23 protein-coding genes are annotated in these 24,214 nt (G+C 59.8%); 10 read left to right on the top strand and 13 right to left on the bottom strand.

The window, feature by feature from the left end; translation table 11 throughout:
• Nucleotides 1-8 precede the first annotated feature (8 nt).
• Nucleotides 9-1,265, top strand: coding sequence for an NADP-dependent isocitrate dehydrogenase (gene icd / locus CXK91_RS03400; RefSeq protein ID WP_103454963.1), 1,257 nt, complete (start codon nt 9-11; stop codon nt 1,263-1,265).
• 60 nt (nt 1,266-1,325) lie between these two features.
• Here icd and cspD read toward each other — a convergent pair whose 3' ends face one another.
• The gene (cspD, locus tag CXK91_RS03395) at nt 1,326-1,589 is read right to left on the bottom strand and encodes a cold shock domain-containing protein CspD (RefSeq protein WP_103454962.1); all 264 of its coding nucleotides are present in this window, start codon (nt 1,587-1,589) and stop codon (nt 1,326-1,328) included.
• A 218-nt stretch (nt 1,590-1,807) separates the two neighbouring features.
• Here cspD and clpS point away from each other — a divergent pair, with 218 nt between their 5' ends.
• Nucleotides 1,808-2,170, top strand: a complete 363-nt coding sequence (gene clpS, locus CXK91_RS03390) for an ATP-dependent Clp protease adapter ClpS (protein ID WP_103455014.1) — start codon at nt 1,808-1,810, stop codon at nt 2,168-2,170.
• Between the two features lie 28 nt (nt 2,171-2,198).
• Nucleotides 2,199-4,469 (top strand): ATP-dependent Clp protease ATP-binding subunit ClpA, encoded by a 2,271-nt coding sequence (clpA, locus tag CXK91_RS03385; protein ID WP_103454961.1) that lies wholly within the window; start codon nt 2,199-2,201, stop codon nt 4,467-4,469.
• A 132-nt stretch (nt 4,470-4,601) separates the two neighbouring features.
• Here clpA and infA read toward each other — a convergent pair whose 3' ends face one another.
• The 4 genes from infA to trxB form a co-directional block, all read right to left on the bottom strand.
• Nucleotides 4,602-4,820, bottom strand: a complete 219-nt coding sequence (infA, locus tag CXK91_RS03380; RefSeq protein ID WP_002553999.1) for a translation initiation factor IF-1 — start codon at nt 4,818-4,820, stop codon at nt 4,602-4,604.
• A 100-nt stretch (nt 4,821-4,920) separates the two neighbouring features.
• Nucleotides 4,921-5,628 carry an arginyltransferase gene (locus CXK91_RS03375; protein WP_103454960.1) on the bottom strand — a complete coding sequence of 236 codons (708 nt, stop codon included), beginning with the start codon at nt 5,626-5,628 and terminating at the stop codon, nt 4,921-4,923.
• Between the two features lie 52 nt (nt 5,629-5,680).
• Nucleotides 5,681-6,361: a leucyl/phenylalanyl-tRNA--protein transferase gene (gene aat / locus CXK91_RS03370; RefSeq protein ID WP_103454959.1), complete on the bottom strand. Its 681-nt coding sequence runs from the start codon at nt 6,359-6,361 to the stop codon at nt 5,681-5,683.
• A gap of 45 nt (nt 6,362-6,406) precedes the next feature.
• Nucleotides 6,407-7,354: a thioredoxin-disulfide reductase gene (gene trxB / locus CXK91_RS03365; protein ID WP_103454958.1), complete on the bottom strand. Its 948-nt coding sequence runs from the start codon at nt 7,352-7,354 to the stop codon at nt 6,407-6,409.
• 161 nt (nt 7,355-7,515) lie between these two features.
• On the opposite strand from trxB, the gene ftsK reads away from it, so the two are divergent.
• The 6 genes from ftsK to cysG all read left to right on the top strand — a co-directional run bounded on the left by ftsK (nt 7,516) and on the right by cysG (nt 15,241).
• The gene (gene ftsK / locus CXK91_RS03360) at nt 7,516-9,969 is read left to right on the top strand and encodes a DNA translocase FtsK (RefSeq protein WP_181003910.1); all 2,454 of its coding nucleotides are present in this window, start codon (nt 7,516-7,518) and stop codon (nt 9,967-9,969) included.
• A gap of 17 nt (nt 9,970-9,986) precedes the next feature.
• Entirely contained in the window at nt 9,987-10,613 is a 627-nt protein-coding gene (gene lolA, locus CXK91_RS03355) for an outer membrane lipoprotein chaperone LolA (RefSeq protein ID WP_103454956.1), read from the top strand.
• A gap of 61 nt (nt 10,614-10,674) precedes the next feature.
• Nucleotides 10,675-12,000 carry a replication-associated recombination protein A gene (locus tag CXK91_RS03350; protein WP_103454955.1) on the top strand — a complete coding sequence of 442 codons (1,326 nt, stop codon included), beginning with the start codon at nt 10,675-10,677 and terminating at the stop codon, nt 11,998-12,000.
• Nucleotides 11,997-12,371 (top strand): fluoride efflux transporter CrcB, encoded by a 375-nt coding sequence (crcB, locus tag CXK91_RS03345; protein ID WP_103454954.1) that lies wholly within the window; start codon nt 11,997-11,999, stop codon nt 12,369-12,371. The genes CXK91_RS03350 and crcB overlap by 4 nt, the downstream gene beginning before the upstream one ends.
• 72 nt (nt 12,372-12,443) lie before the next feature.
• Nucleotides 12,444-13,724 carry a serine--tRNA ligase gene (serS, locus tag CXK91_RS03340; RefSeq protein ID WP_103454953.1) on the top strand — a complete coding sequence of 427 codons (1,281 nt, stop codon included), beginning with the start codon at nt 12,444-12,446 and terminating at the stop codon, nt 13,722-13,724.
• A 122-nt stretch (nt 13,725-13,846) separates the two neighbouring features.
• Nucleotides 13,847-15,241, top strand: coding sequence for a siroheme synthase CysG (gene cysG, locus CXK91_RS03335; protein WP_103454952.1), 1,395 nt, complete (start codon nt 13,847-13,849; stop codon nt 15,239-15,241).
• A 34-nt stretch (nt 15,242-15,275) separates the two neighbouring features.
• Here the strand turns inward: cysG and CXK91_RS03330 are convergent, their stop codons facing one another.
• From CXK91_RS03330 to CXK91_RS03295, 8 genes are all read right to left on the bottom strand, one after another.
• Entirely contained in the window at nt 15,276-15,941 is a 666-nt protein-coding gene (locus CXK91_RS03330) for a response regulator transcription factor (RefSeq protein ID WP_103454951.1), read from the bottom strand.
• Between the two features lie 52 nt (nt 15,942-15,993).
• Nucleotides 15,994-16,557: a PQQ-dependent catabolism-associated CXXCW motif protein gene (locus CXK91_RS03325; RefSeq protein ID WP_103454950.1), complete on the bottom strand. Its 564-nt coding sequence runs from the start codon at nt 16,555-16,557 to the stop codon at nt 15,994-15,996.
• A 102-nt stretch (nt 16,558-16,659) separates the two neighbouring features.
• Nucleotides 16,660-17,451, bottom strand: coding sequence for an ABC transporter permease (locus tag CXK91_RS03320; protein WP_103454949.1), 792 nt, complete (start codon nt 17,449-17,451; stop codon nt 16,660-16,662).
• On the bottom strand, nt 17,451-18,326 hold the full coding sequence (locus tag CXK91_RS03315; protein WP_256055717.1) for an ABC transporter ATP-binding protein: 876 nt from the start codon (nt 18,324-18,326) through the stop codon (nt 17,451-17,453). The genes CXK91_RS03320 and CXK91_RS03315 overlap by 1 nt, the downstream gene beginning before the upstream one ends.
• Nucleotides 18,323-19,420 (bottom strand): YVTN family beta-propeller repeat protein, encoded by a 1,098-nt coding sequence (locus tag CXK91_RS03310; RefSeq protein ID WP_423833537.1) that lies wholly within the window; start codon nt 19,418-19,420, stop codon nt 18,323-18,325. The genes CXK91_RS03315 and CXK91_RS03310 overlap by 4 nt, the downstream gene beginning before the upstream one ends.
• Complete coding sequence (locus CXK91_RS03305; protein ID WP_103454947.1) at nt 19,320-19,805, bottom strand: tetratricopeptide repeat protein; 486 nt, start codon at nt 19,803-19,805, stop codon at nt 19,320-19,322. Before CXK91_RS03305 ends, CXK91_RS03310 begins: the two co-directional genes overlap by 101 nt.
• Nucleotides 19,802-20,989: an ABC transporter substrate-binding protein gene (locus tag CXK91_RS03300; protein WP_103454946.1), complete on the bottom strand. Its 1,188-nt coding sequence runs from the start codon at nt 20,987-20,989 to the stop codon at nt 19,802-19,804. The genes CXK91_RS03305 and CXK91_RS03300 overlap by 4 nt, the downstream gene beginning before the upstream one ends.
• 142 nt (nt 20,990-21,131) lie before the next feature.
• Complete coding sequence (locus CXK91_RS03295) at nt 21,132-23,303, bottom strand: methyl-accepting chemotaxis protein (protein ID WP_103454945.1); 2,172 nt, start codon at nt 23,301-23,303, stop codon at nt 21,132-21,134.
• Nucleotides 23,304-23,719: 416 nt separating this feature from the next.
• Here CXK91_RS03295 and CXK91_RS03290 point away from each other — a divergent pair, with 416 nt between their 5' ends.
• Nucleotides 23,720-24,157 carry a copper-binding protein gene (locus CXK91_RS03290; protein ID WP_103454944.1) on the top strand — a complete coding sequence of 146 codons (438 nt, stop codon included), beginning with the start codon at nt 23,720-23,722 and terminating at the stop codon, nt 24,155-24,157.
• The last annotated feature ends 57 nt before the right edge of the window (nt 24,158-24,214 follow it).

Below are 24,214 nucleotides of genomic sequence, written 5' to 3'. Positions count from 1 at the left end.
AGTCAAGCATGGGATACCAAAAGATCCAGGTGCCAGCCAGCGGTGACAAAATCACCGTTAATGCCGATAACACACTGAACGTCCCCAACAACCCCATCATTCCCTATATCGAGGGTGATGGCATCGGCGTTGACATCAGCCCGGTGATGATCAAGGTCGTGGACGCAGCTGTTCAGAAGGCCTATGGCGGTGAGCGCAAGATTGCCTGGATGGAAATCTATGCAGGTGAGAAGGCCACACAGGTCTACGACCAGGACACCTGGCTGCCGAAGGAAACTCTCGAGGCCGTTCGTGATTACGTTGTGTCCATCAAGGGGCCATTGACTACTCCGGTTGGCGGCGGTATCCGTTCATTGAACGTTGCGTTGCGTCAGGAGCTGGACCTTTATGTTTGTCAGCGCCCGGTTCGTTGGTTCACTGGCGTGCCGAGCCCGGTGAAAAAGCCGGAAGACGTGGATATGGTTATCTTTCGCGAGAACTCCGAAGATATTTATGCCGGCGTCGAATGGAAGGCCGGATCTCCGGAGGCGGAAAAAGTCATCAAGTTCCTGACTGAGGAAATGGGCGTCAAGAAAATCCGCTTCACCGAGAACTGCGGCATCGGCATCAAGCCCGTCTCCTTGGAAGGCACCAAGCGCTTGGTACGCAAGGCGCTGCAATATGCCGTCGACAATGACCGCAGCTCGGTGACCATTGTCCACAAGGGCAATATCATGAAGTTCACCGAAGGTGCCTTTAAGGAGTGGGGCTACGAAGTTGCCCGTGACGAATTCGGTGCGGAGCTGCTGGATGGCGGCCCTTGGATGCAGTTTAAGAACCCGAACACCGGCAAGAGCATCGTGGTAAAGGACGCCATCGCCGATGCCATGTTGCAGCAGATTCTGCTGCGCCCGGCTGAGTATGACGTCATCGCTACGCTCAACCTGAACGGTGACTACCTGTCTGACGCACTGGCTGCGGAAGTGGGCGGTATCGGTATCGCTCCAGGGGCAAACCTCTCGGACACCATCGCCATGTTTGAGGCGACTCACGGCACAGCGCCGAAGTATGCCGGTCAGGACAAGGTCAATCCGGGCTCGCTGATTTTGTCTGCCGAGATGATGCTGCGTCACATGGGCTGGGTTGAAGCGGCAGACCTGATCATCAAATCGACTGAAAGCGCAATCGCCGCCAAGACGGTTACGTACGACTTTGAGCGTCTGATGGACGGCGCTCAGCTGATGTCCTGCTCGCAATTCGGCGATGCAATGATCAGCCACATGTAAAACTGGTGCATCAAAAAGGCCGATCATCTGATCGGCCTTTTTGTTTTGTATCATGAAGAGTCAGGCGTCTACCGTTGAAACGCCTTGGGCTGCAGCAGGGGTCGTCGCTTCAGACACGACCTGCTGAGGTCTTATGTCGGTTGCGTGAAGGCCTTTCGGACCCTGCAGGATATTGAACACGACCGCTTGCCCAGCTTTGAGAGTTCGGTAGCCTTCCATCTGGATGGCCGAGTAGTGGGCGAACAGGTCCTCATCGCCGCCGTCTGCTACGATGAATCCATAGCCCTTGGCGTTGTTGAACCACTTGACCTTACCGCTTAGCATGCTGTTATCCCTCTGCAAATGAGTCCATTACTGGAGTAACATCCATTTCATTCCGCGCTTATGCAGCCCGAGGCCTCATGTTGCGCAACCCGTTTGCCCTTGTAGGCACATACTGTTTGTATCACCGTTTTGCCGATAGTCAAGGCGACTCGTCAGCTGGCTGCGAAGCTGTCCATATTTATCTGGCCCCCGCGCCACGACCTAGAACCGTTATGCGCATGCATGCTATTGCTCAGATTCGACTAACATTCAATCAGGATCGGCCCCTCGGGGACGAGGATGACGCCGCTGGCCTTGCTGTGCAGGAGGCCAAGCCTGAATTAAAGGCACCACCGATGTACAAAGTTGTCATGTTTAATGATGACTACACGCCGATGGATTTCGTCGTCGAGGTGCTGGAAGGTATTTTCAATCACAGCAGGGAGCAGGCCACCAAGATCATGCTGGCCGTTCATACCGAGGGGAAGGCGGTCTGCGGGATGTATACCCGTGACGTAGCCGAAACCAAAGCGATGCAAGTGAATCAATATGCAAGGGAGTGCCAGCACCCGCTGCTTTGTGAGATCGAGAAGGACGGTTAACTCCGACTGCTGGGGAAGAGGTGAAGCTATGTTGAACCGTGAGCTCGAAGTCACTCTGAATCTGGCTTTCAAAGAGGCACGTACCAAGCGTCATGAATTCATGACGGTTGAACACCTCCTGTTGGCCTTACTGGACAATGAAGCGGCTGCGACCGTATTGCGGGCCTGTGGCGCAAGCTTGGACAAGCTGCGCCATGATCTGCAGGAGTTCATTGATTCCACCACTCCACTTATTCCACAGCACGATGAAGAGCGCGAAACCCAGCCTACGCTTGGGTTTCAGCGAGTCTTGCAACGCGCAGTGTTCCACGTACAAAGCTCCGGCAAGCGCGAGGTCACCGGGGCCAACGTTCTGGTGGCGATTTTCAGCGAGCAGGAAAGCCAGGCTGTGTTCCTGCTTAAGCAACAGAACGTTGCGCGCATCGACGTCGTCAACTACATCGCCCATGGCATTTCAAAAGTGCCTGGTAGTGGAGGCAATCCGGAGGGCGATGCGGAAATGCAGGATGAGGACGGCGGCGAGCCGGGTGCATCGAGCAATCCGCTGGATGCATACGCCAGCAATCTGAATGAGCTGGCGCGCCAAGGGCGAATCGACCCACTGGTAGGGCGCGAAAGCGAGGTGGAGCGGGTTGCGCAGATTCTGGCGCGTCGTCGCAAGAACAATCCGCTGTTGGTTGGTGAGGCCGGTGTGGGCAAAACGGCAATTGCCGAAGGGCTCGCCAAGCGTATCGTCGATAATGAGGTGCCCGATCTGCTGGCCGACAGCGTCGTCTACTCGTTGGACCTGGGTGCGCTGCTGGCTGGAACCAAATACCGTGGGGATTTCGAAAAGCGCTTCAAGGCGCTGCTTGGGGAGCTGCGCAAGCGGCCTCATGCGATTCTCTTCATCGACGAGATCCATACGATCATCGGCGCCGGGGCTGCGTCCGGTGGTGTGATGGATGCATCGAATCTACTCAAGCCTTTGCTTTCTTCTGGTGAGATTCGCTGCATTGGTTCCACGACGTACCAGGAGTTTCGTGGAATCTTCGAGAAAGACCGGGCGCTTGCGCGGCGCTTCCAGAAGGTTGATGTAACCGAGCCTTCGGTCGAGGACACCATCGGCATTCTGCGCGGCCTGAAAGGGCGCTTCGAACAGCATCACAATATCGAATACAGTGATGAGTCGCTTCGTGCGGCGGCGGAACTGGCATCGCGTTATATCAACGACCGCCACATGCCGGACAAAGCCATTGATGTGATCGATGAAGCAGGCGCCTATCAGCGCTTGCAGCCGGAAGATCGGCGAGTCAAGCGCATCGAGGTGGAGCAGGTTGAGGATATCGTTGCAAAAATCGCGCGAATTCCTCCCAAGCATGTCAGCAGCTCGGACAAAGAGTTGCTGCGCAATCTTGAGCGTGACCTCAAGCTCACTGTTTTTGGACAGGACGACGCAATCGACTCGCTCTCCACTGCCATCAAGCTTTCGCGTGCCGGACTCAAGGCGCCAGATAAGCCGGTCGGCTCATTCCTTTTCGCCGGACCTACCGGCGTCGGTAAAACAGAGGCCGCGCGGCAGCTTGCCCGGGCGCTGGGCGTGGAGCTGGTGCGATTCGACATGTCGGAGTACATGGAGCGTCACACCGTATCTCGTTTGATCGGTGCGCCTCCCGGGTACGTCGGTTTTGATCAGGGTGGATTGCTGACCGAGGCGATTACCAAGCAGCCGCATTGCGTGCTGCTGCTGGACGAGATCGAGAAGGCGCATCCCGAAGTCTTCAACCTGCTTCTGCAGGTCATGGATCATGGCACGCTGACTGATAACAACGGGCGTAAAGCTGACTTCCGCAATGTGATCATTATCATGACCACCAATGCAGGGGCGGAAACGGCGGCGCGCGCTTCCATCGGCTTCACCTTTCAGGATCATGCGTCTGACGCGATGGAAGTCATCAAAAAGAGCTTCACGCCGGAGTTTCGCAACCGCTTGGACACGATCATCCAGTTTGGCCGCCTGAGTCACGAAGTGATAAAGAGTATCGTCGACAAGTTCCTCATCGAACTGCAGGCGCAACTCGAAGACAAGCATGTGACGTTGGAAGTGTCGGACGCCGCTCGCGGGTGGTTGGCAGAGCATGGTTACGATGCGCAGATGGGCGCACGCCCAATGGCGCGGCTGATTCAGGACAAGATCAAACGGCCACTGGCTGAAGAAATCCTGTTTGGAGAGCTGGCTGAACACGGCGGAGTGGTGCATATCGATATTCGCGGCGGGGAGCCGTTCTTCGAATTCGAGACCACTGCCGAGTTGGCGTGACTGTAAGTTGTATCGAGCGCCCGGCCTTGGCTGGGCGTTTTCGTTCTTGCTGCTTGTAGTGGCGTCTCTAGCAGTGGCGCTACTACAACAAAAAAGCCCGGTAAGAACCGGGCATTTTTTCTCGCAGCTCGCTTAGCGGGCGCGGTAGGTAATGCGACCCTTGCTCAGATCGTAGGGGGTCAGTTCCACGCGAACCTTGTCACCGGTAAGAATCCGGATGTAGTTCTTGCGCATCTTTCCGGAGATGTGCGCAGTAACGACGTGCCCGTTTTCCAACTCCACACGAAACATGGTGTTAGGCAGGGTGTCGACGACAGTACCTTCCATTTCGAAGCTGTCTTCTTTCGACATTCAGTAAAGTCCTCGGTGTCCAAATGAGTAACCCGGCGCATGCGTGCGCGGGCAAAAGCGGCAAGCATTGTGCCCGAAATGGGCCGATGAGCCAAGGACTTCAGCTGAGCGTAATCCAGCGCTGGTTAACCAGTAGTTCGATGGGACGATATTCGGTCTTGTAATTCATCTTCCGGCAGTTCTTGATCCAGTAGCCGAGATAGACCGCCTTCAACCCAAGACGCGCCGCTTCGCCGATCTGCCAGAGAATCGCATAGCGCCCCAGGCTGCGGCGTTCTTCTTCGGGATCGTAGAATGTGTAGACCGCGGATAGCCCGTTGGGCAGTACGTCGGTTACTGCGACCGCCAGCAGACGCCCGTTCAGGCGGAACTCATAGAAACGTGAGAACGGTAGGTCGCGTACCAGAAAGGTGTTGAACTGGTCCCTGCTGGGTGGATACATGTCGCCATCGGCGTGCCGCTTATCGATATAGGCGGCGTAGAGCGTGTAAAGCTCTTCACTGAATGCTGGGCGGACGCTACGAACTTGCAGGTCGCAATTGCGCTTCAGGATCCGCTTCTGTTGACGGCTCAGGTCCGGCGCGTTCACTGGGATACGTGCGGGGATGCAGGCCGAGCAGCGTTGACAGTGGGGGCGATACAGGTGGTCCCCGCTGCGCCGAAAGCCCATCTCCGACAGCTCTGCATACACCTGCACGTCCATCGGCTGGCTTGGGTCGAGGAACAGAGTGGTGGCCTGTTCATCGGGCAGGTAGCTGCACGGATGGGGCTGGGTGGCATAGAACTTGAGGCGAGCCAGTGAAGTCATGGTCAACTCTCAGAAATCATGAGCTCAGTGTAGGTCAGCTTACGATGGTCGACTAGGCGCGCCAATCGGCTGCGCCAGGGCGATCCAGGTGCTCGGCGAGAGCGTTCGCAAACGCCTCACGTGCAATGCTGCGAGCGCCGAAGCTTTCCAGGTGACGCGTGGGCATCTGGCAGTCGATCAACGCAAACTCCTGCTCTCGCAACCGCTGCACAAGGGTGACGAATCCGACCTTGGAAGCATCGGTCGCGCGACTGAACATCGACTCGCCAAAAAATAGCTTACCGATGGCCAGCCCGTAGAGTCCTCCGACGAGATGTTCGTCCTGCCAAACCTCTACCGAGTGTGCAAAGCCCATTTCGTGCAGTTTGATGTAGGCCTGCTGCATCGGCGTGGTTATCCAGGTTCCTTCTGCATAACTGCGAGGGTCGGCGCAGCCTTGAATGATGTCGCTAAACGCCCGGTCGAACGTAACCTGGAAATCGCCCTGGCGGATGCGCTTGCGTAGGCTGCGGGAGACGTGCAGCTCGTCTGGATAGAGCACAGTGCGTGGGTCAGGCGACCACCATAGCAATGGCTGTCCGTCCTGATACCAGGGGAAGCAGCCATGGCGATAGGCGGCCAGTAGACGCTCGCAGGTCAGATCGCCTCCGGCTGCCAGCAGGCCGTTAGGTTCGCGCAGAGCCGTTTCGAGGGGAGGAAAACTAAGGTCGTCGCGCTTCAGCCAAGTCAGCATATCGCCACGCTGGTAGAGGAGGGCGGGCCGAAGCCCGCCGCATGATCAGTTATCGAGGTACTTTTCGGCGTCCAGCGCTGCCATGCAGCCGGCACCGGCAGAGGTAATTGCTTGCCGATAGACGTGGTCCGCCACGTCGCCGGCAGCGAAGACTCCCGGAATGCTGGTGCAGGTGGCATCGCCTTCGCCGCCGCCCCGGATCTTCAGGTAACCATCCTTCATCTCCAGCTGGCCCTGGAACAGGTCGGTGTTCGGCTTGTGACCGATGGCGATAAACACACCGGCGAGGTCGAGTTTGTTCTCTTCGCCGGTAAGCGTGCTCTTCAGCCGAACGCCGGTCACGCCGCTTGCGTCACCAAGCACCTCTTCGAGCGTGTGGTTCCAATGCAGACGGATATTACCGTTGGTCGCCTTGTCCATTATCTTGTCCTGAAGGATCTTCTCCGAACGCAGCTTGTCGCGACGGTGGATGAGGTGGACTTCCTTGGCGATGTTGGACAGATAAAGGGCTTCCTCGACCGCAGTATTGCCGCCGCCGATCACAGCGACCACCTGGTTGCGATAGAAGAAGCCGTCACAGGTCGCGCAGGCCGAAACACCGCGTCCAGCGAACGCCTCTTCCGAAGGTAGGCCAAGGTACTGAGCCGATGCGCCGGTGGCGATGATCAGCGCGTCGCAGGTATACACGCCGCTGTCGCCGCGAAGGGTGAACGGGCGCTGCTGCAACTCTGCGGTATGGATGTGATCGAAGACGATCTCGGTGTCGAAGCGCTCGGCGTGCTTCTGCATGCGGACCATCAGGTCGGGGCCGGTCAGGCCTTCGACGTCGCCGGGCCAGTTATCGACTTCTGTTGTGGTTGTCAGCTGGCCGCCGGGCTGGATGCCAGTGATCATCAATGGCTTCAGATTGGCGCGCGCAGCGTATACCGCGGCGGTATAACCGGCCGGGCCGGAGCCGAGGATGATCAGACGCGAATGCTTGACTTCACTCATAAAAAGCCCTCATAAGCCTTTGTTGCAAATAGAGAAGCGTGCTCCAGTCGAGCCGCGTCGGGAAATCGGGCGTTTATGCTACACCGAAGCATCGGCAAAAGCCCAAGCCGCCGCGGAACCCGCATGCCATCGAATCGACAAACCCGTACAATGCCGAGGTTCTGGCTGACTACGGTTCATCGCGCCGCAGGCGCAGGAAAGAAAGCGTTTTGAAGAATTCCTCATCTCCCGCGCCGGCAACTGTCTGGCGACAACAATTGCACTATCGCCTCAAGGAAGGCGCGTTGATAGCGCTCGGTGCGCTCTGCGTCTACCTGTGGATGGCTCTACTGACCTATGACCCGGGCGACCCCGGCTGGACGCATACGAGTAATGTCGATCAGGTCCGCAATGCGGCGGGGCGTGCCGGCGCCTGGTTTGCGGATGTTCTGTTCATGGCGCTAGGCTATTTCGCTTATCTGTTTCCTCTGCTGCTCGGCGTCAAGACTTGGCAAGTCTTTCGTGCGCGGCATCAGGCCTGGGTGTGGAACGGTTGGCTGTTTTCCTGGCGTCTGATTGGACTGGTATTCCTGATCCTGTCGGGGTCGGCCTTGGCCTACATCCATTTCCAGTCAGCAGCTGGTTTGCCTGCGTCTGCCGGTGGTGCGCTGGGCGAAAGCCTCGGCCAGTTGGCTGTACTTTCGCTCAACGTGCAGGGCAGTACCCTCGCGCTCTTGGCGTTCTTCCTGTTCGGCCTGACCGTTTTTACCGACCTGTCCTGGTTCAAGGTGATGGACATCACCGGCAAGATCACCCTGGATTTGATAGAGCTGATCCAAAGCGGCTTCAGCCGCTGGTGGAACGCACGGGCAGAGCGCAAACAGATGGTTGCTCAGCTTCGGGAAGTTGACGATGTGGTGAGTGAGGTGGCGGCGCCCATGGTTCGCGACCGGCGTGAGCAGGCCAAGGTCAAGGAGCGCATCATCGAGCGCGACGAATCCCTGGCCAAGCACATGAGCGAGCGTGACAAGCGTGTGGCGCCGGTTATCGCGCCTTCTGCACCGCCCAAAGCCGCCGAGCCGAGCAAGCGCGTGCAGAAAGAGAAGCAGGCCACGCTGTTCGTTGACCCACTGATTGAAGGCAGCCTGCCTCCGATTTCTCTGCTCGATGCCGCCGAAAAGCAGCAGAAGCAGTACTCGCCGGAGTCGCTGGAGGCAATGTCGCGACTGCTGGAAATCAAGCTGAAAGAGTTTGGCGTCGAGGTCATCGTCGAGTCCGTTCATCCAGGTCCGGTCATTACCCGGTTCGAGATCCAGCCTGCGGCGGGGGTCAAAGTCAGCCGCATTTCCAACCTGGCGAAGGATCTTGCGCGCTCCCTGGCGGTTATTAGCGTGCGCGTGGTTGAGGTCATTCCAGGCAAAACCACGGTAGGTATCGAGATTCCCAACGAGGATCGCCAGATCGTGCGCTTCTCCGAGGTTCTTTCCTCCGCACCTTATGACGATGCCAAATCGCCGGTCACCATCGCCCTTGGCCACGATATCGGCGGCAAGCCGGTCATTGCCGACCTGGCGAAGATGCCGCACCTGCTGGTAGCCGGCACCACTGGTTCCGGTAAGTCGGTGGGGGTCAACGCGATGATTCTGTCGATCCTGTTCAAGTCCACGCCGGCAGAGGCGCGGCTGATCATGATCGACCCGAAGATGCTCGAACTGTCGATCTACGAGGGTATTCCGCACCTGCTCTGCCCGGTGGTTACCGACATGAAGGAGGCGGCCAATGCCCTTCGTTGGAGTGTCGCGGAGATGGAGCGACGTTACAAACTGATGGCGGCCATGGGCGTGCGCAACCTTGCGGGCTTCAATCGCAAGGTCAAGGACGCCGAGGAGGCCGGTACACCGCTTACCGATCCGCTGTTCCGCCGCGAAAGCATGGACGACCAACCGCCGCCGCTGAAGACGTTGCCAACCATTGTGGTGGTGGTGGACGAATTTGCCGACATGATGATGATCGTCGGCAAGAAGGTCGAAGAGCTGATCGCCCGCATCGCGCAGAAAGCACGTGCGGCGGGCATTCATCTGATACTTGCCACTCAGCGTCCGTCGGTTGATGTGATCACCGGTCTCATCAAGGCCAACATTCCTACCCGCATGGCGTTCCAGGTATCGAGCAAGATCGATTCGCGGACCATCCTCGATCAGGGCGGAGCCGAGCAGTTGCTCGGCCACGGCGACATGCTGTATCTGCCACCGGGCACCGGTTTGCCGATTCGCGTACATGGTGCCTTCGTTTCCGACGAAGAGGTCCATCGAGTGGTTGAGGCCTGGAAGGCCCGTGGTGCGCCCGATTACATCGAAGAGATCCTCGTTGGCGTGGAAGACAGCGGCAGCGGCTTCGATGGCGGCAGTGGCGAAGGTAGCGGAGAAGGCAGTGAAGAGGATCCGCTGTACGACGAGGCCGTGCGCTTCGTTACCGAAAGCCGTCGTGCGTCGATCTCTGCCGTGCAGCGCAAGCTGAAGATTGGCTACAACCGTGCCGCGCGGATGATTGAGGCCATGGAAATGGCTGGTGTGGTGACGTCCATGAATACCAATGGCTCGCGCGAAGTTATCGCGCCGCCACCTATGCGCGATTGAATCGCTTCGAGGGCTAAATGCAATTGATACGTTTGCTGTGTGCATCTGTCCTGATGGTCGCCCTGGTCCCGGCTCACGCCGACCAGGCTGCGTCCACCAAACGACTGACTGGCTTGCTTAACCAGGCTGAAACCCTGACCGGCCGCTTTTCGCAGCTTTCGCTCGATGGCGGCGGTACGCAACTGCAAGAAACCTCCGGTGAGCTGGCGCTAAAGCGTCCCGGACAGTTCCGCTGGCACACCGATGCTCCGATGGAGCAGCTGCTGGTCTCCAATGGTGAGAAGGTCTGGCTGTACGACCCGGATCTCGAACAAGTCACCATTCAACAGCTCGACCAGCGTCTGACCCACACTCCGGCGCTACTGCTCTCGGGCGACGTATCGACGATCAGCGAGAATTTCGAGGTCTCTCACACGGAGGCTGGCGAAGTGGTGGACTTCACCCTCAAGCCCAAGGCCAAGGACACACTGTTTGACAATCTGCGGCTGTCCTTCCGCGGTGGAGTGATCAACGACATGCAGTTGATCGACAGTGTTGGTCAACGCACCAACATTCTCTTCATGGGCGTGAAGATGAATCAGCCGCTCAGGGCCGATCTGTTCACCTTCGAGATTCCAGAGGGTGCCGACGTCATTTCCGAGTGACCGTCATCTGACATCCGGCCTGCGCAGCTGCGGGCCGCTGCAATCGAGGTAACCGTCCGCAATGGACCTGTTCAACCGCGAACCTGTCGCTCAGCCACTTGCCGCGCGCCTGCGTGCGTCCAGTCTCGACGAGTACGTTGGGCAGGACCACCTGCTCGCTCGCGGCAAGCCTTTGCGCGAGGCGCTAGAGCAGGGTGCGCTGCATTCGATGGTGTTCTGGGGGCCACCCGGAGTCGGCAAGACAACTCTGGCGCGATTGTTGGCCAAAGTGTCTGATGCCCATTTCGAGACGGTCTCCGCCGTGCTCGCCGGGGTCAAGGAGATTCGCCAGGCGGTGGAGATCGCCAAGCAGCAGGCGGCTCAATATGGCCGGCGCACCATCCTGTTCGTCGACGAGGTGCATCGTTTCAACAAGTCCCAGCAGGACGCATTCCTGCCTTATGTTGAAGACGGCACGCTGATCTTCATCGGGGCTACCACCGAAAATCCTTCCTTTGAACTGAACAACGCTCTGCTCTCGCGTGCTCGCGTATACGTGCTGAAAAGCCTGGACGAAGCAGCTCTGCGCAAACTGGTGGTGCGGGCGCTGAGCGAACCGAAGGGCCTGGGCAACCTGCGTCTGGAACTGCCGGAGGAGAGCTTCCAGATGCTGTTGGCGGCCGCCGATGGCGATGGCCGTCGGTTGCTCAACCTGCTGGAGAACGCATCGGACCTGGCCGAGGAGGGCGGGAGCATCAGTACCGACCTGCTCCAGGATCTGCTGGGCGACAGTCGACGACGTTTCGATAAGGGCGGCGAAGCGTTCTACGACCAGATTTCCGCCCTGCATAAGTCCGTACGTGGTTCCAATCCGGATGCGGCACTTTACTGGTTCGCACGGATGCTCGATGGCGGCTGCGATCCGCTGTATATCGCCCGGCGTGTCGTACGCATGGCCAGCGAGGAGATTGGCAATGCCGACCCTCGCGCGTTGCCGTTGTGTCTCAATGCCTGGGATGTTCAGGAGCGTCTGGGTAGCCCGGAAGGGGAGCTGGCAGTCGCGCAGGCCATCGTCTATCTCGCCTGTGCACCGAAGAGCAACGCCGTATACACAGCCTTCAAGGCAGCAATGCGCGATGCCGCCGAGAATGGCTCGCAAGAGGTTCCGTTGCACCTGCGTAATGCGCCGACGAAGCTGATGAAAGAGCTTGGTTACGGCAATGAATACCGCTACGCCCATGACGAGCCTGAGGCTTACGCCGCAGGCGAGGATTACTTCCCCGAGGCCATGGAGCCGCGCCGCTACTACCAGCCTGCGCCACGTGGGCTGGAGGGCAAGATCCGCGACAAGCTGGAGCATCTGGCGCGGTTGGACCGTGAGAGCCCCATTAAACGGAGAAAAGGATGATCCGCATGGCCCTGGCCGTCGCCTGCGGCGGTGTGATTGGAACCTTGCTGCGCTTTGCCGTCGCCACCTGGGTTAGCGTCCAGTGGCCACGGTATTTCTATCTGGCCACGCTGGCGGTGAACCTGCTCGGGTGTCTGCTGATCGGCTATCTCTATGCAACATTTCTCGCCCGGCCTGACATCTCTCCGGAGTTGCGCGGCGCGTTGATCATCGGCTTTCTCGGTGCGCTGACGACTTTCTCCAGCTTTTCGCTGGATGCACTGCGGTTATTGGAGAGCGGCCAGCTGGCGACCGCTTTCGCCTATGTCGGTGGCAGCGTGCTCGGCGGGTTGCTGGCAGCCTGGGCCGGACTCACGCTCGCAAGGTTATGAAGCGACGCCCGTTCACAGTAAACTTCGCTCCCTCTTCGCCCTTCATCCAAGCTTTCACAGACGAGACCCACCATGCTTGATTCGAAACTGGTACGCACTCAGCTACAGGACGTGGCGGCCCGCCTGGCCACTCGTGGCTACCAGCTGGACGTAGCGCGCATCGAGGCGCTGGAAGCTCAGCGCAAGACCGTGCAGACCCGCACCGAACAACTCCAGGCCGAGCGCAACGCGCGCTCCAAATCCATCGGCCAGGCCAAGCAGCGTGGTGAGGACATTGCGCCGCTGCTCGCCGACGTGGATCGCATGGGTTCGGAACTCGAATCCGGCAAGCAGGAACTGGACTGCATCCAGACCGAGCTTGACCAACTGATGCTGAGTATTCCCAACCTGCCGCACGAATCGGTGCCGGTCGGTGCGGATGAAGACGAAAATGTCGAGATCCGCCGCTGGGGTACGCCGAAGTCCTTCGACTTCGCCGTACAGGATCACGTTGCCTTGGGCGAGCGAAATGGCTGGCTGGACTTTGAGACTGCGGCAAAGCTGTCGGGCGCCCGCTTTGCTCTGATGCGCGGGCCTATCGCGCGTCTGCACCGCGCGCTGGCGCAGTTCATGATTGACCTGCACACCCGCGAACACGGCTATGAAGAAGCCTATACGCCCTACCTGGTTCAGGCTCCGGCCCTGCAGGGCACCGGGCAGCTGCCCAAGTTCGAAGATGACCTGTTCAAGATCAGCCGCGAAGGTGAGGCCGATTTCTACCTCATCCCAACTGCCGAAGTGTCGCTGACCAACATCGTTTCCGGCGAGATTCTCGATGCCAAGCAGCTGCCGCTGAAGTTCGTTGCCCATACGCCATGCTTCCGCAGCGAGGCGGGCGCGTCGGGGCGCGATACACGCGGCATGATCCGCCAGCACCAGTTCGACAAGGTCGAGATGGTGCAGATCGTCGAGCCTTCGAAGTCTTTCGAGGCGCTGGAAGAGCTCACCGGCAATGCCGAAAAGGTACTTCAGTTGCTGCAGCTGCCATATCGCGTGCTTTCGCTGTGCACTGGCGACATGGGCTTCGGTGCAACCAAGACCTATGACCTGGAAGTCTGGGTGCCGAGCCAGGACAAATACCGGGAGATTTCTTCCTGCTCCAACTGTGGCGATTTCCAGGCGCGTCGCATGCAGGCGCGTTATCGCAACCCTGAAACCGGCAAGCCGGAGCTGGTGCACACGCTCAACGGTTCTGGCCTGGCGGTTGGCCGTACTCTGGTCGCCGTGCTGGAAAACTACCAGCAGGCCGATGGACGCATTCTTGTACCGGAAGTGCTGAAGCCTTACATGGGCGGAATCGAGATCATCGGCTGAGGTTGCCTGGCGCGGCGTCACCGCGGTCCTGACATCAGGCCGGATCCTTGATATTCGACAAGGGACATCGCAGCCTTAATGGCTGTGATGCCTGTACCTTCAACACCCTCCAGGATTCGCCCATGGAATACCTTCCGCTGTTCCACAACCTCAAAGGCCGTACGGTGCTGATCGTCGGTGGCGGCGAGATCGCATTGCGCAAGGCTCGCCTGCTCAGCGAAGCCGGCGCACGGCTACGGGTGGTGGCACCGAGCATCGAGGCGCAACTGGCCGAGCTGGTGGCGGTGGGGGGCGGCGAATGCCTGGACCGCGGTTACGACCGCCAGGATCTGCAGGGTTGCGTACTGGCTATCGCCGCCACCGATGACGAGCCGTTGAACGCCTCGGTTTCGGAGCACGCCAATGCGCTCGGTGTGCCGGTGAACGTGGTTGATTCGCCACAGCTGTGCAGCGTGATATTCCCCGCCATTGTCGACCGCTCGCCGCTGGTGATTGCGGTTTCCAGCGGCGGTGATGCGCCGGTCCTGGCGCGGCTGATTCGCGCTCGCATCGAGACCTGGATTCCGGCCGCATACGGACAATTGGCTGGACTGGCCAAGCAGTTTCGCGCGCAGGTCAAAGCAAAGTTCGCTGACGTGCAGCAGCGGCGAGTGTTCTGGGAAGAAACCTTCCAGGGCACGATCGCCGAACAGGCGCTGGCTGGACGTACCGCTGAGGCCGAGCGCTTGCTCGCCGAAAAGCTCGCAGGTGCGGCGCCGCGCGCGCTGGGCGAGGTCTATCTGGTTGGCGCCGGCCCGGGCGATCCGGATCTGCTGACGTTTCGCGCCTTGCGCCTCATGCAGCAGGCCGATGTTGTGCTTTACGACCGTTTGGTTGCGCCGGCGATCATCGATCTATGCCGGCGTGATGCCGACCGTATCTACGTTGGCAAGCAGCGTGCAGAGCATGCAGTGCCGCAGGATCAGATCAACCAGAAGCTGGTGGCTCTGGCGAAGGAAGGCAAGCGGGTGCTGCGCCTCAAGGGCGGCGACCCGTTCATCTTCGGTCGCGGCGGTGAGGAGATCGAAGAGCTGGCAGCCCACGGCGTGCCGTTTCAGGTTGTGCCCGGCATTACGGCTGCCAGCGGCTGTGCAGCCTATGCCGGTATCCCCTTGACCCATCGCGACCATGCTCAATCGGTGCGCTTCGTTACTGGTCATCTCAAGGATGGCAGCTGTGACCTGCCTTGGGCTGAACTGGCGGCGCCAGGCCAGACGCTGGTGTTCTACATGGGCCTGGTGGGATTACCGGTGATCTGCCAGCAGTTGATTGCCCACGGTCGTTCGGCAGATACGCCGGCCGCGCTGGTGCAGCAGGGCACTACGAGCAATCAGCGGGTATTCACCGGCACGCTGGCCACGCTTGCAGAGCTGATTGCGCAGAAAGAGGTACAGGCACCGACGCTGCTAATCGTCGGCGATGTGGTGAAGTTGCGGGATAAACTCGCCTGGTTCGAAGGCGCCCAAGCGAGCGTGTAGGACGGCACCCTCGCGTGCGGTCAGTGTCGGCTCGTCAGCGGCGCAGATAAGCGGTGAAGTCGATGTCGCCGGCGGAAAGAATCGCCTGAACGCGGTTGTGCACGTTGAGTTTGCGCAGGATCGCCGAGACATGCGCCTTTACGGTGGTTTCAGCGATGTCTAGGTTGTAGGCGATCTGCTTGTTGGATTCGCCCTTGGTCATGCGCTCCAGCACCAACAGTTGCTTGCGGGTCAGGGCTTGGAGCAGCTCCGGCGGTATCGACGGTTCGCTGTGATAGGAGTGCCGGCTGGTGGGCTTCTGACTGCGAATGATCTCCGAGGGCAGGTAGACGTTGCCGTTGAGGATCTGCTCGATAGCGTCGGTCATCTGCGCCCGTGGCGAAGATTTGGTGATGAAGCCAACGGCGCCATAGGTGATCGCCTGCAGCACGATCTGCTTGTCCTGCTCGGCGGAGACAATGACCACAGGGATGGTGGGGGCTTCGTTGCGCAGGTTGATCAGGCCATTGAGCCCGTGCATGCCGGGCATGTTCAGGTCCAGCAGCACCAGATCGAGATCGTCATGTTCCAGGGTCAGCGCCAGCGCACTGTCGAGGTCGGCAGTTTCGAGGATCTCGCTGTCGGGAAAACCGTCGCGAATGACGTTATGGATGGCTTCACGAAACAGCGGGTGGTCATCCGCAATCAGGATCTTGTACAAGGCCGGTCACCTCTTTGTTGTGATTATGGTGGGCATGTTCATTCGGGGGCGTTTAGTCGCTGCCAAGCAGGGGCTCCGGTTTGGCAGGGTGCAAGGGCAGGCCCGCCTGTTCCCAACCATCCACCCCGTCGCGATACCAATACAGTCGTTTGTAGCCCAGTGCATGGGCGCGTTTGGTGGCGTTCCAGCCGAGCCAGCAGTCGGAGCGGCAGTAGAAGACCAGCGGTCGCTCGATGTCTCCCTGGCTGACACGAGCGAGGTTGTGGCTGAAGTAGCTTGCCCATTCGCGCTGTAGATTGCCATCGCCGGTATTGGGTAGCCAGATGCTACCCGGCAGGTTGGCATGCGGCTCGCTGTCGATGAATCGACCAGCCAGCCATTGGCTGCGATACACGTCTACTAGCACCAGATCGGGATCTTGCGCCAACAGCGTCTGTAGCGATGACGTGTCCAGGGTCTCGGCGCCCTCGGCGCTGGCCGGTGTCGGGCTACGGTACTGCGTCTGACGATAGCCGTCGGAGGAGAACAGTTGCACCTGTGCGTCCGCCGAGACGGTCAGCGGTATGCTGAGCCCAGACAGCGCGGCGATCAGCAAGGGCAGCAGCGACCTGAACATGATCCTGATCCTTAGCACTTCGGTGAGTCGATTACAGAGCATTGGCCTCGTCTTTGAAATCCTACGATGGAGAGTAAGACCGGTACCAAAGTAGTAATTGCCTCATGCCGAACGGCGCAATGCTGCGTGCTGCGGGTTGAAGCTGAGCACAGCGAGCAGGCTGAACAGCAGCGTCAGACCGATGCAAACCAGCAGCGCTGTGGGGGCGAGCCGCAGGTACAGTGCGTGACGAACCAGCTCGACAGCGTAGGAGAAAGGGTTGATCGCGCAGATCCAGTACAGCCATTCGCTGGCTTCACGCATCTTCCAAAGCGGGTACAGCGCTGAGGACAGGAAGAACATCGGGAAGATGACGAAGTTCATGACCCCGGCGAAGTTCTCCAGTTGGCGGATGCCATTGGACAGCAACAAGCCCAGCGCGCTGAGTAGCAGCGCCACCAGTAGCAGGGCGGGCAGGGCGACGAGTAGGCCAAGCGGCGGCGGTTGAACGCCGTAGAACCAGGCAATGGCAAGAAACGCATAAACCTGCAGCAGTGAAATCAGTGCCGTGGCCATCAATTTGCTGGCCAGCAGGAAACTGCGTGGCAAAGGACTGGTCAGCAGCACCCGCATGCTGCCCATTTCGCGGTCATACACCATCGAGAGCGACCCCTGCATGCCGTTAAACAGCAAGATCATGCAGGCCAGCCCCGGAACAATGTAGGTCTCATAGGTGATATAGGTTTCGTACGGCTCGATGATCGCGATCCCAAGGGCCGCGCGAAAGCCTGCAGCGAACACCACCAGCCACAGCAGCGGGCGCACCAGGGCGCTGAAGAAGCGCGAGCGCTGCTGCACGAAACGCAACCATTCGCGCAGAACGATCCCACGCAGGCATTCCCAATAGATGCTCATCAGGAGTGGTGCCCAGGTCTGGGGGCTGCATTTGTCTCAGGAGCAGCCTTGGCACCGGACCCAGCCGTTGCTTTGCCCGTGGCGACGGTATCGACCCCGAATGGCGTGGCGGCTTGCCGAGATCGTTCGTAGCCTGGGCTGCTCTCACCGCTTTGTGCTTCTTTGCCGGTCAGTCTTGCAAAGCTCGCGGCCAGATCCTCACCTTCGACGGCGAGCGTCGCTGCGCGACCCTGGCCCACCAAGCGACCACGGTTGAGTACCAGCAGGTCGTCGTCGCTGCGCACTTCATCGAGCAGGTGGGTGGTCCACAGCACACTCATGCCGCGCTCCTCGCAGAGCAGGCGCACATGCTGGTTGAGTGCCTGCCGGCTGGCTGGGTCAAGGCCGGCGCTGGCTTCATCGAGCAACAAGAGATCGGGTCGGTGCAACAGCGCACGGGCGATTTCCACGCGTCGGCGGTGGCCGCCATTGAGTTCTCTCACTTTGCTTTGGCGGCGCTCGCCGAGCTGCTGGCGCTGCAACTCCAGCTCAATACGTTCGCAAGCCACCTGCCTGGGCATGCCATGCAATGCAGCGTGATAGCGCAGGTTCTGCTCCACGGTCAGGTCCAGATCCAGCGTACTCTGCTGGAACACGACGCCCAGGCGCACAAGGGCTTTGCGCGGGGCATCACGTAGGCTGAAACCGGCGATATGGATCTGGCCCTGCTGCAGATCGTAAAGACGAGTCAGCAGCGCGATCAGTGTCGACTTGCCCGCACCATTGGGGCCCAGCAGGGCGGTAAAGCGTCCCTTTGCCGCGCTAAAAGTCACCCCGTCGAGTGCCCGGCGCGCACCGTAGGCGAATGCGACATCAGTAACTTCAAGTGCATTCATGGCGTGACCACCACGCCCCATGGATAACGGCCGACCTTGATCGATTTGGTGACCTTCAGCTTGGCTACATCGATCACCGATACGTCGCCGCTGACGCCGTTGGTGGTCAGCAGCAGGCTCTCGTCAGGGTTGAAGGCCATGTGCCAGACGCGCCGGCCCACCAGCAGATAATCCAGCACCTCGTAGGTTTTCGCGTCGACTACCGCGATGTGGTTGGCCGGGCCGAGCGCGACGAAGGCGTATTTGCCATCGGAGGAGAGCTTGATGCCCACGGGCTGCACCTTGTCCGGATGCACGCCCTTGATCTTGAATGTCAGGACCTTGAGGATTTCGCGTTTGTCCACGTCCACCACGCTGACCGTGCCGCCGATCTCGGCCGATGCCCAGAGCAGCTTGCTGTCTTTGTCGAACTCGACGTGGCGCGGGCGCTGATCGACCAGTGTGTTGTCCACCAATTCGTTGGTGCTGGTGTCGATCCAGTGCAGCATGTTGGTGGTTTCGCTGGTATTGACCGCCCACTTTCCGTCCGGGCTGACGGCCATACCCTCGGGTTCGACTCCGACATCGATCTGGGCCAGCACCTCTTCTTTCTCGACGTCGACCACCGTCACCAGCGCGTCATCCTCGTTGGAGATGTACAACCATTTGTTGTTGGGATGCAGCGCGAATTGCTCCGGATCGGCGCCCGAGGGCAGCTGCTTGATGATCTGCCGTGTGGCCAGATCCATCACCTGCACGGTGTCCGAGTCACTGGCGCAGATGTACAGCAACTTGTTGTCGTGGGAGAGGGTCAGGCCGCGTGGGCGCATGCCGACCTGCAGGGTCTCGACGGTTTCCATCTTGTTCAGATCGATCACGCTGATGCTGTCGTCTTTCTCGTTGGAAACGTAAGCGGTGGCGGCCGAAGCCGAGCCGCTGGCAAGGCTCAGGGCGAGGGCGATCGCAGCGGCAAGTGCAGTTCTGGTCATGTCGGGCTCTCTTGTCGTTATTTTGTTATGGGGCTGTCGCACGGCCTTCGTCGAGCCGCAGCAGATATTCAATGGCTTCCTCTTGGCCTCCGGCGGCGGCGCGTTGCAGCCAGGTGCGTGCGGCAGCGCGATCAGCTGTGACGCCGTGTCCCTCCGCCAGAGCAATTCCCCAGTGGTAACGCGCCAGGCTGACGTAGCTGACGTCATCCGATTGTTCTGCGCCTTGTTTGAGTAGCGCGGCGGCTTTGCCTAGGTCCGGCTCCACGCCGCTGCCGCTCTCGTACATCTGTGCCAGCGAGATCAGCGAGTAAACGTCGTTCCAGCGCGCTACGCAGTCTTCGAATATGGCTTTGGCCGCATCGAAGTTGCCGGTTTTTGCTGTTACGTAACCATAGAGGCATTTGATGCGCTTTGGACTGTCGACGTAGGCCTCATAGCCCAGCTCATCGCCTTGGGCAGCTGCGCTGGACAAAGCAGCCAAGCCGAGCAAGCCTGCAGCCAAGTGGTTCATGGGCGAGCCTCGCTCAGGCGGCAGCTGCTTTCCGGCGCGTCAAAGCCCAGGGTGTCCAGTTCGCTGGTGGGGTGCAGGAAGCCATCCTGCGGCGAGTTCGAAACCAGCGCGCGAGGGTGCACAAGGGGAATCGGCTGGCGCAACTGGCCGTTCCAGGGGCGGAAGCTCAGCTTGCGTCCCTTGAAGCCGTCCAACGGCAGATCGCCGCTGAGAGACAACTGGCGGATCTGCGCCGCGTCGGTGCTGCGCAGGCGCGTCACTGCGGCGGCGAGACTGCGCACGCCCATCCACGCGGCGAAATCGCGGTCGTTCATCCAGCGCTTGGCGTGCGCCTCGAAGCGTTTCTGCAGTTGGGCGGCGCCGTAGGTTTCCACCGTTTTATGCCAGCCGGTGGCGGTCAGCCCTTGAGTGCCCGCGACCGGACGCGGCAGCCAGGTGTGATACGGCACGTACTCGCCGAAGTCGCCACGCTCGTCGGCCACCAGTACTACGTCGTATTCGGCGCCCTGAGTGAACAGCGGCATCTCCGCCTGGGCACTGCGACGCTGGTCGTTATCGAAGCTCCAGGGCTTTTCCAGCACGATGCGGTGGCCGAAGCGCTTGGCCGCGCGACGCAATGCCTCGGCATAGGCCTGGTCATCATCAGTGGGGCCTGCGATCAGCATCCAGCGATTCCAGCGGCGCGCCGCGAGAAACTGGCCAAGCGCATCGGCAAGCATGCTGCGGCTGGGCAGGGTGTGCAGAACGTTTGCCAGGCAGCTCTGGCTGCGCAGCGCATCGTCGGCACTACCTGCGTTGATCAGCAAGGCTTCGGGCATGGTGTAGGACAGCTGGCGCAGAGTCGCAGCCGGGGTGTTGACCACGAACAGGCGCAAGCCAGCGGCGTATTGCTCGGCTGCCTGCTCCAGCAGGTCCTCCGATGTTTCGCTGGTAATCGTTTCGAGTATGTAACTGTGCTTGAGAAAGCGCCCAGTGCTGTTGCTGTCAGTAATCGCCAGTTCAGCGCCGCGCAGGCCCGCATCGTCCGGCTCGGGAATGACGTTGGAGAGCACCGGGCCGGTGTCCGGGCGATAGCCGAGATAGCCGATTCGTATCGACAGTTCGGCGCTAGGGGCCCCTGCGGCGAAGGGCGCGCAGCAGGTGAGGGCGATCAGGAAACCAGCTCGTCGTAATACATGGCGCATGGGCAGCTCCTGTGGCGTTGTAGGCAGCATAGGAACCATGGTGGGGCGGGGGAATATGCAGAAAGTACCGGTCGCGGTGTACCAAGGTCGTAGAAACCTCGGCAGGTTGAGGCGGCGCTGGAGCCAGCGCCGCCACAGCTCCTTAGCGGGAGTGCCGGACTTTGAACCGCCCGACTTGCACGATCATCTGCTGCGCCTGCTGCGTCAGCTCCTGAGCAGCTCGGGTGGACTGCTCCGAGTTCGTGCTGTTGTGATGGACGACCTCATCGATCTGGCCGATGGCCAGGCTGACCTGCTCGATGCCGGACGCCTGTTGGCTCGATGCCGAAGCAATCTCATCCACCAACTGCGAGACCTGCGCCGCGCCCTGGACGATCGCCTCTAGTGCCCGAGCAGTATCGTCGGTGAGCTCCATGCCCTTGATCGTCCGCGCGTTCGACTCCTGGATCAGACGGGTAGAGCGCTGTGCGGCTTCGGCGCTACGGGCTGCGAGCTGGCGAACCTCATCGGCAACCACTGCGAATCCGCGGCCATGCTCACCGGCACGGGCTGCTTCAATGGCGGCATTCAGCGCCAGCAGGTTGGTTTGCGTGGCAATCTCTTCGATCGCCTTGATGATGTTAGTGATATCCAGACCGGACTGATTGATCTCCTGCATGGCGGCTTTCAGGGTGACCATCAGCTCGTTGCCGCTGCGTGCCGAATGCTCGGAGCTACGCGACAGCGCATTGGCTTCCCCTGAGTATTCGGATGTCTGGCGGATCTGCGCGGCCATCTGATTGATGGTGGCGCTGATTTCTGTGACTGCGGAGGCTGACTCCGTAGCACCGTTGGAGAGATCCTGGCTCAACGCCGTCACTTGCCCGGCCTTGTCATTGATCAGCCCGGAGCTCAACTGCACCTGGGATACCAGTTCGTTGAGGTTTTCGACCATTCGCCGCAGCGCAAGACCGAGTTGGTCCTGGTCAGATGCCAGACGGACTTCCACCGCCAGATCGCCCTGGGAAATGCGCTCGGCTACGTGCACCTGTTCCTGAAGGCTGTCTGCCATCCGATCGAGGCTGGCGGAAAGCTGGCCCACTTCGTCTTCCGACTGATGCCCCAGGCGCTGCGAGAAGTCGCCTTTCTGAATCGCGCCGGCCAGTTGGGCGGCTTTGCGGATAGGCAGCGCGATCGCGCGTGAAGAAATCCACAGCGCAATGACCGCGAGAATCGAAATGAGCACGCCAGCGCCGATTTGCTGCAGCATGCTCTTGTTACTTTGCGCGTCCATCTCGGCTTTCAGTTCGTTCGCCTTGGCCAGCACAATCGCTTTGTCGATCTTCAGCATCATCGACCAGGGCTTGCCGGTACGGCCCAATACGATGGGGGCGAAGACGACGACCATGCCGCTATCGTCTATGCGCGCGAGCTCTTCGCCTTTCTGAATGGAGTTCAACGCTGTTTGCCAGTCGCCCGGCATGACTTGTTGGAAATGCTGGCCAATCAGGTTCGGATGGCGACTTTCCGCCACGATCAACCCCTGATCACTGATGATCGCCACCTCGCCCTGACCGTCGAACAGCTTGCCGGATACTTCCTGGCTGATCTTCTGTACGAAATCGAGGTTGTAGTCGGTGCCCGCCACACCCATGAAACGACCATCGACAATGATCGGAACCGACAGTGTCGCCAGCCAGACCTGTTTGCCCTGCACGATATAGGGAAGCGGGCCGAGCACGCTTTCCTTGAGACTTTCCCTTGGGCCGATGTACCAACCACCTTTGAGTACGCCATTGGGGTGCTTGTCCATGGTGTCGTACTCGACCAGCGGCTGAACCGCTATCTTGCCGTCTGCCCCGCGGGTCCAGTAGGGCGTGAAGCGTCCGGTCTGCTCGTTGTTGCCGTTCTGGCCGCCGGTAAAGAGGAAATCCTGGCCGTCGATTGCGTCCGGCTCCCAGCATGAGTAGGTGCCGTTGAAGTCTGGTTGGCTCTTGAGCACGTTCAGCAGGATTGAATTGACCTCATTGCGGCCGATCTGCAGGCCGTCGCCACTCGTCGAATTCGCTTTACCTACTGCGAAGGTTGTCGCCATACCGCGTGCGGCTTCCATGGCTTCAGTAAATTTGGAGCGGATATCGCCCGCGTATTTTCCGCCGAGGTTTTGCAGGGTTTGCAGCGCGTCGTTCTGCGCTTGCTGGTTGACGCGGCTTGAGACCAGCTGCTGTGTAGAGCTGGCGATGTACACGCTGTAGCCGATCAGTATTCCGGCTGTCGCAAGCAGACACAGTCCGCCAATGACAGCGATTCGCTGTTGTATGGATTTAAGTGACATCACGGTTCCCACTCCTGATTAGCGCAAGAAAATTGGTGGCGTACGTGCACGGTGAAACCGCCGCGATTCTCTGGCGTGGTGCAGTAGCAGGAGGCCGATGTCCATATGGCATCACGTGTACCGTTATGGCGGCCTGGGCCGTGATTTGTTGAGTGATACCTTGGTCTTGCTACTTTGGTACTGGTTTTGGCCGGTTGCTGATCGGCTCGGGCGTCCCTCGGGAAAACCACCGAAGCGCAGAACGGCGCTCAACGGCCGAATCCGGGGCCGGCTGATCGCGTTCTTGCCTTTTGGGCTGCTCAAAACAGCAGGATCGCGACCGATCTGAATGCAACTGGCCGCTACCAAGGTAGGAAGCTGGGCCGCTTGGGGCGCCTTAGGATGGGCTACCGAAAACAATAAATGAGGCCATCGCCATGCCCACCTACAAAGCGCTGCTGCTCAACTTGCTGTTCATCGGCAGCCTGATTGGTTTCGATCAGGGCCATGCCGCCGGTGATCTGACCCGCCGTACCCAGGCGTTGCCAGACCTACGGTTCGGCTCGGAGGAGAGCGACTACGCCGTCTCGCAAAAGGAATACCAGCTTGAAACGGGCGTTGCCTATCAGCTCAAGGTCAGCTCCGACGGCCAGAAGGAGTGCGCTTTCCAGGCTCCCGAATTCGCCCAATCCATTTTCCTGCGCAAGATTGAAGCGGGTGGGGTAGAGATCAAGGCCATCACGCTGGTCGAGTTGGAATTCGAGGATGCCGGTGAAGCGGAGATTTTCTTCCTGCCGGTCAAGCCGGGCAGCTATCCGTTCTACTGCAAGGGCCTGCAAAACAAGGGGATGGAAGGCCGATTCGTAGTCAAGTGAGGCTGGTTGCAGTGCATGCCGCCGGGCCGGACCGCTCAGTGGCTACAGGAGATCTGT

The sequence above is a fragment of the Stutzerimonas stutzeri genome, assembly GCF_002909485.1.
Classification (GTDB): domain Bacteria; phylum Pseudomonadota; class Gammaproteobacteria; order Pseudomonadales; family Pseudomonadaceae; genus Stutzerimonas; species Stutzerimonas stutzeri_AH.
Note: the sequence above shows the minus strand (reverse complement) of the source record. Positions and strands in the feature narration are given on the sequence as shown.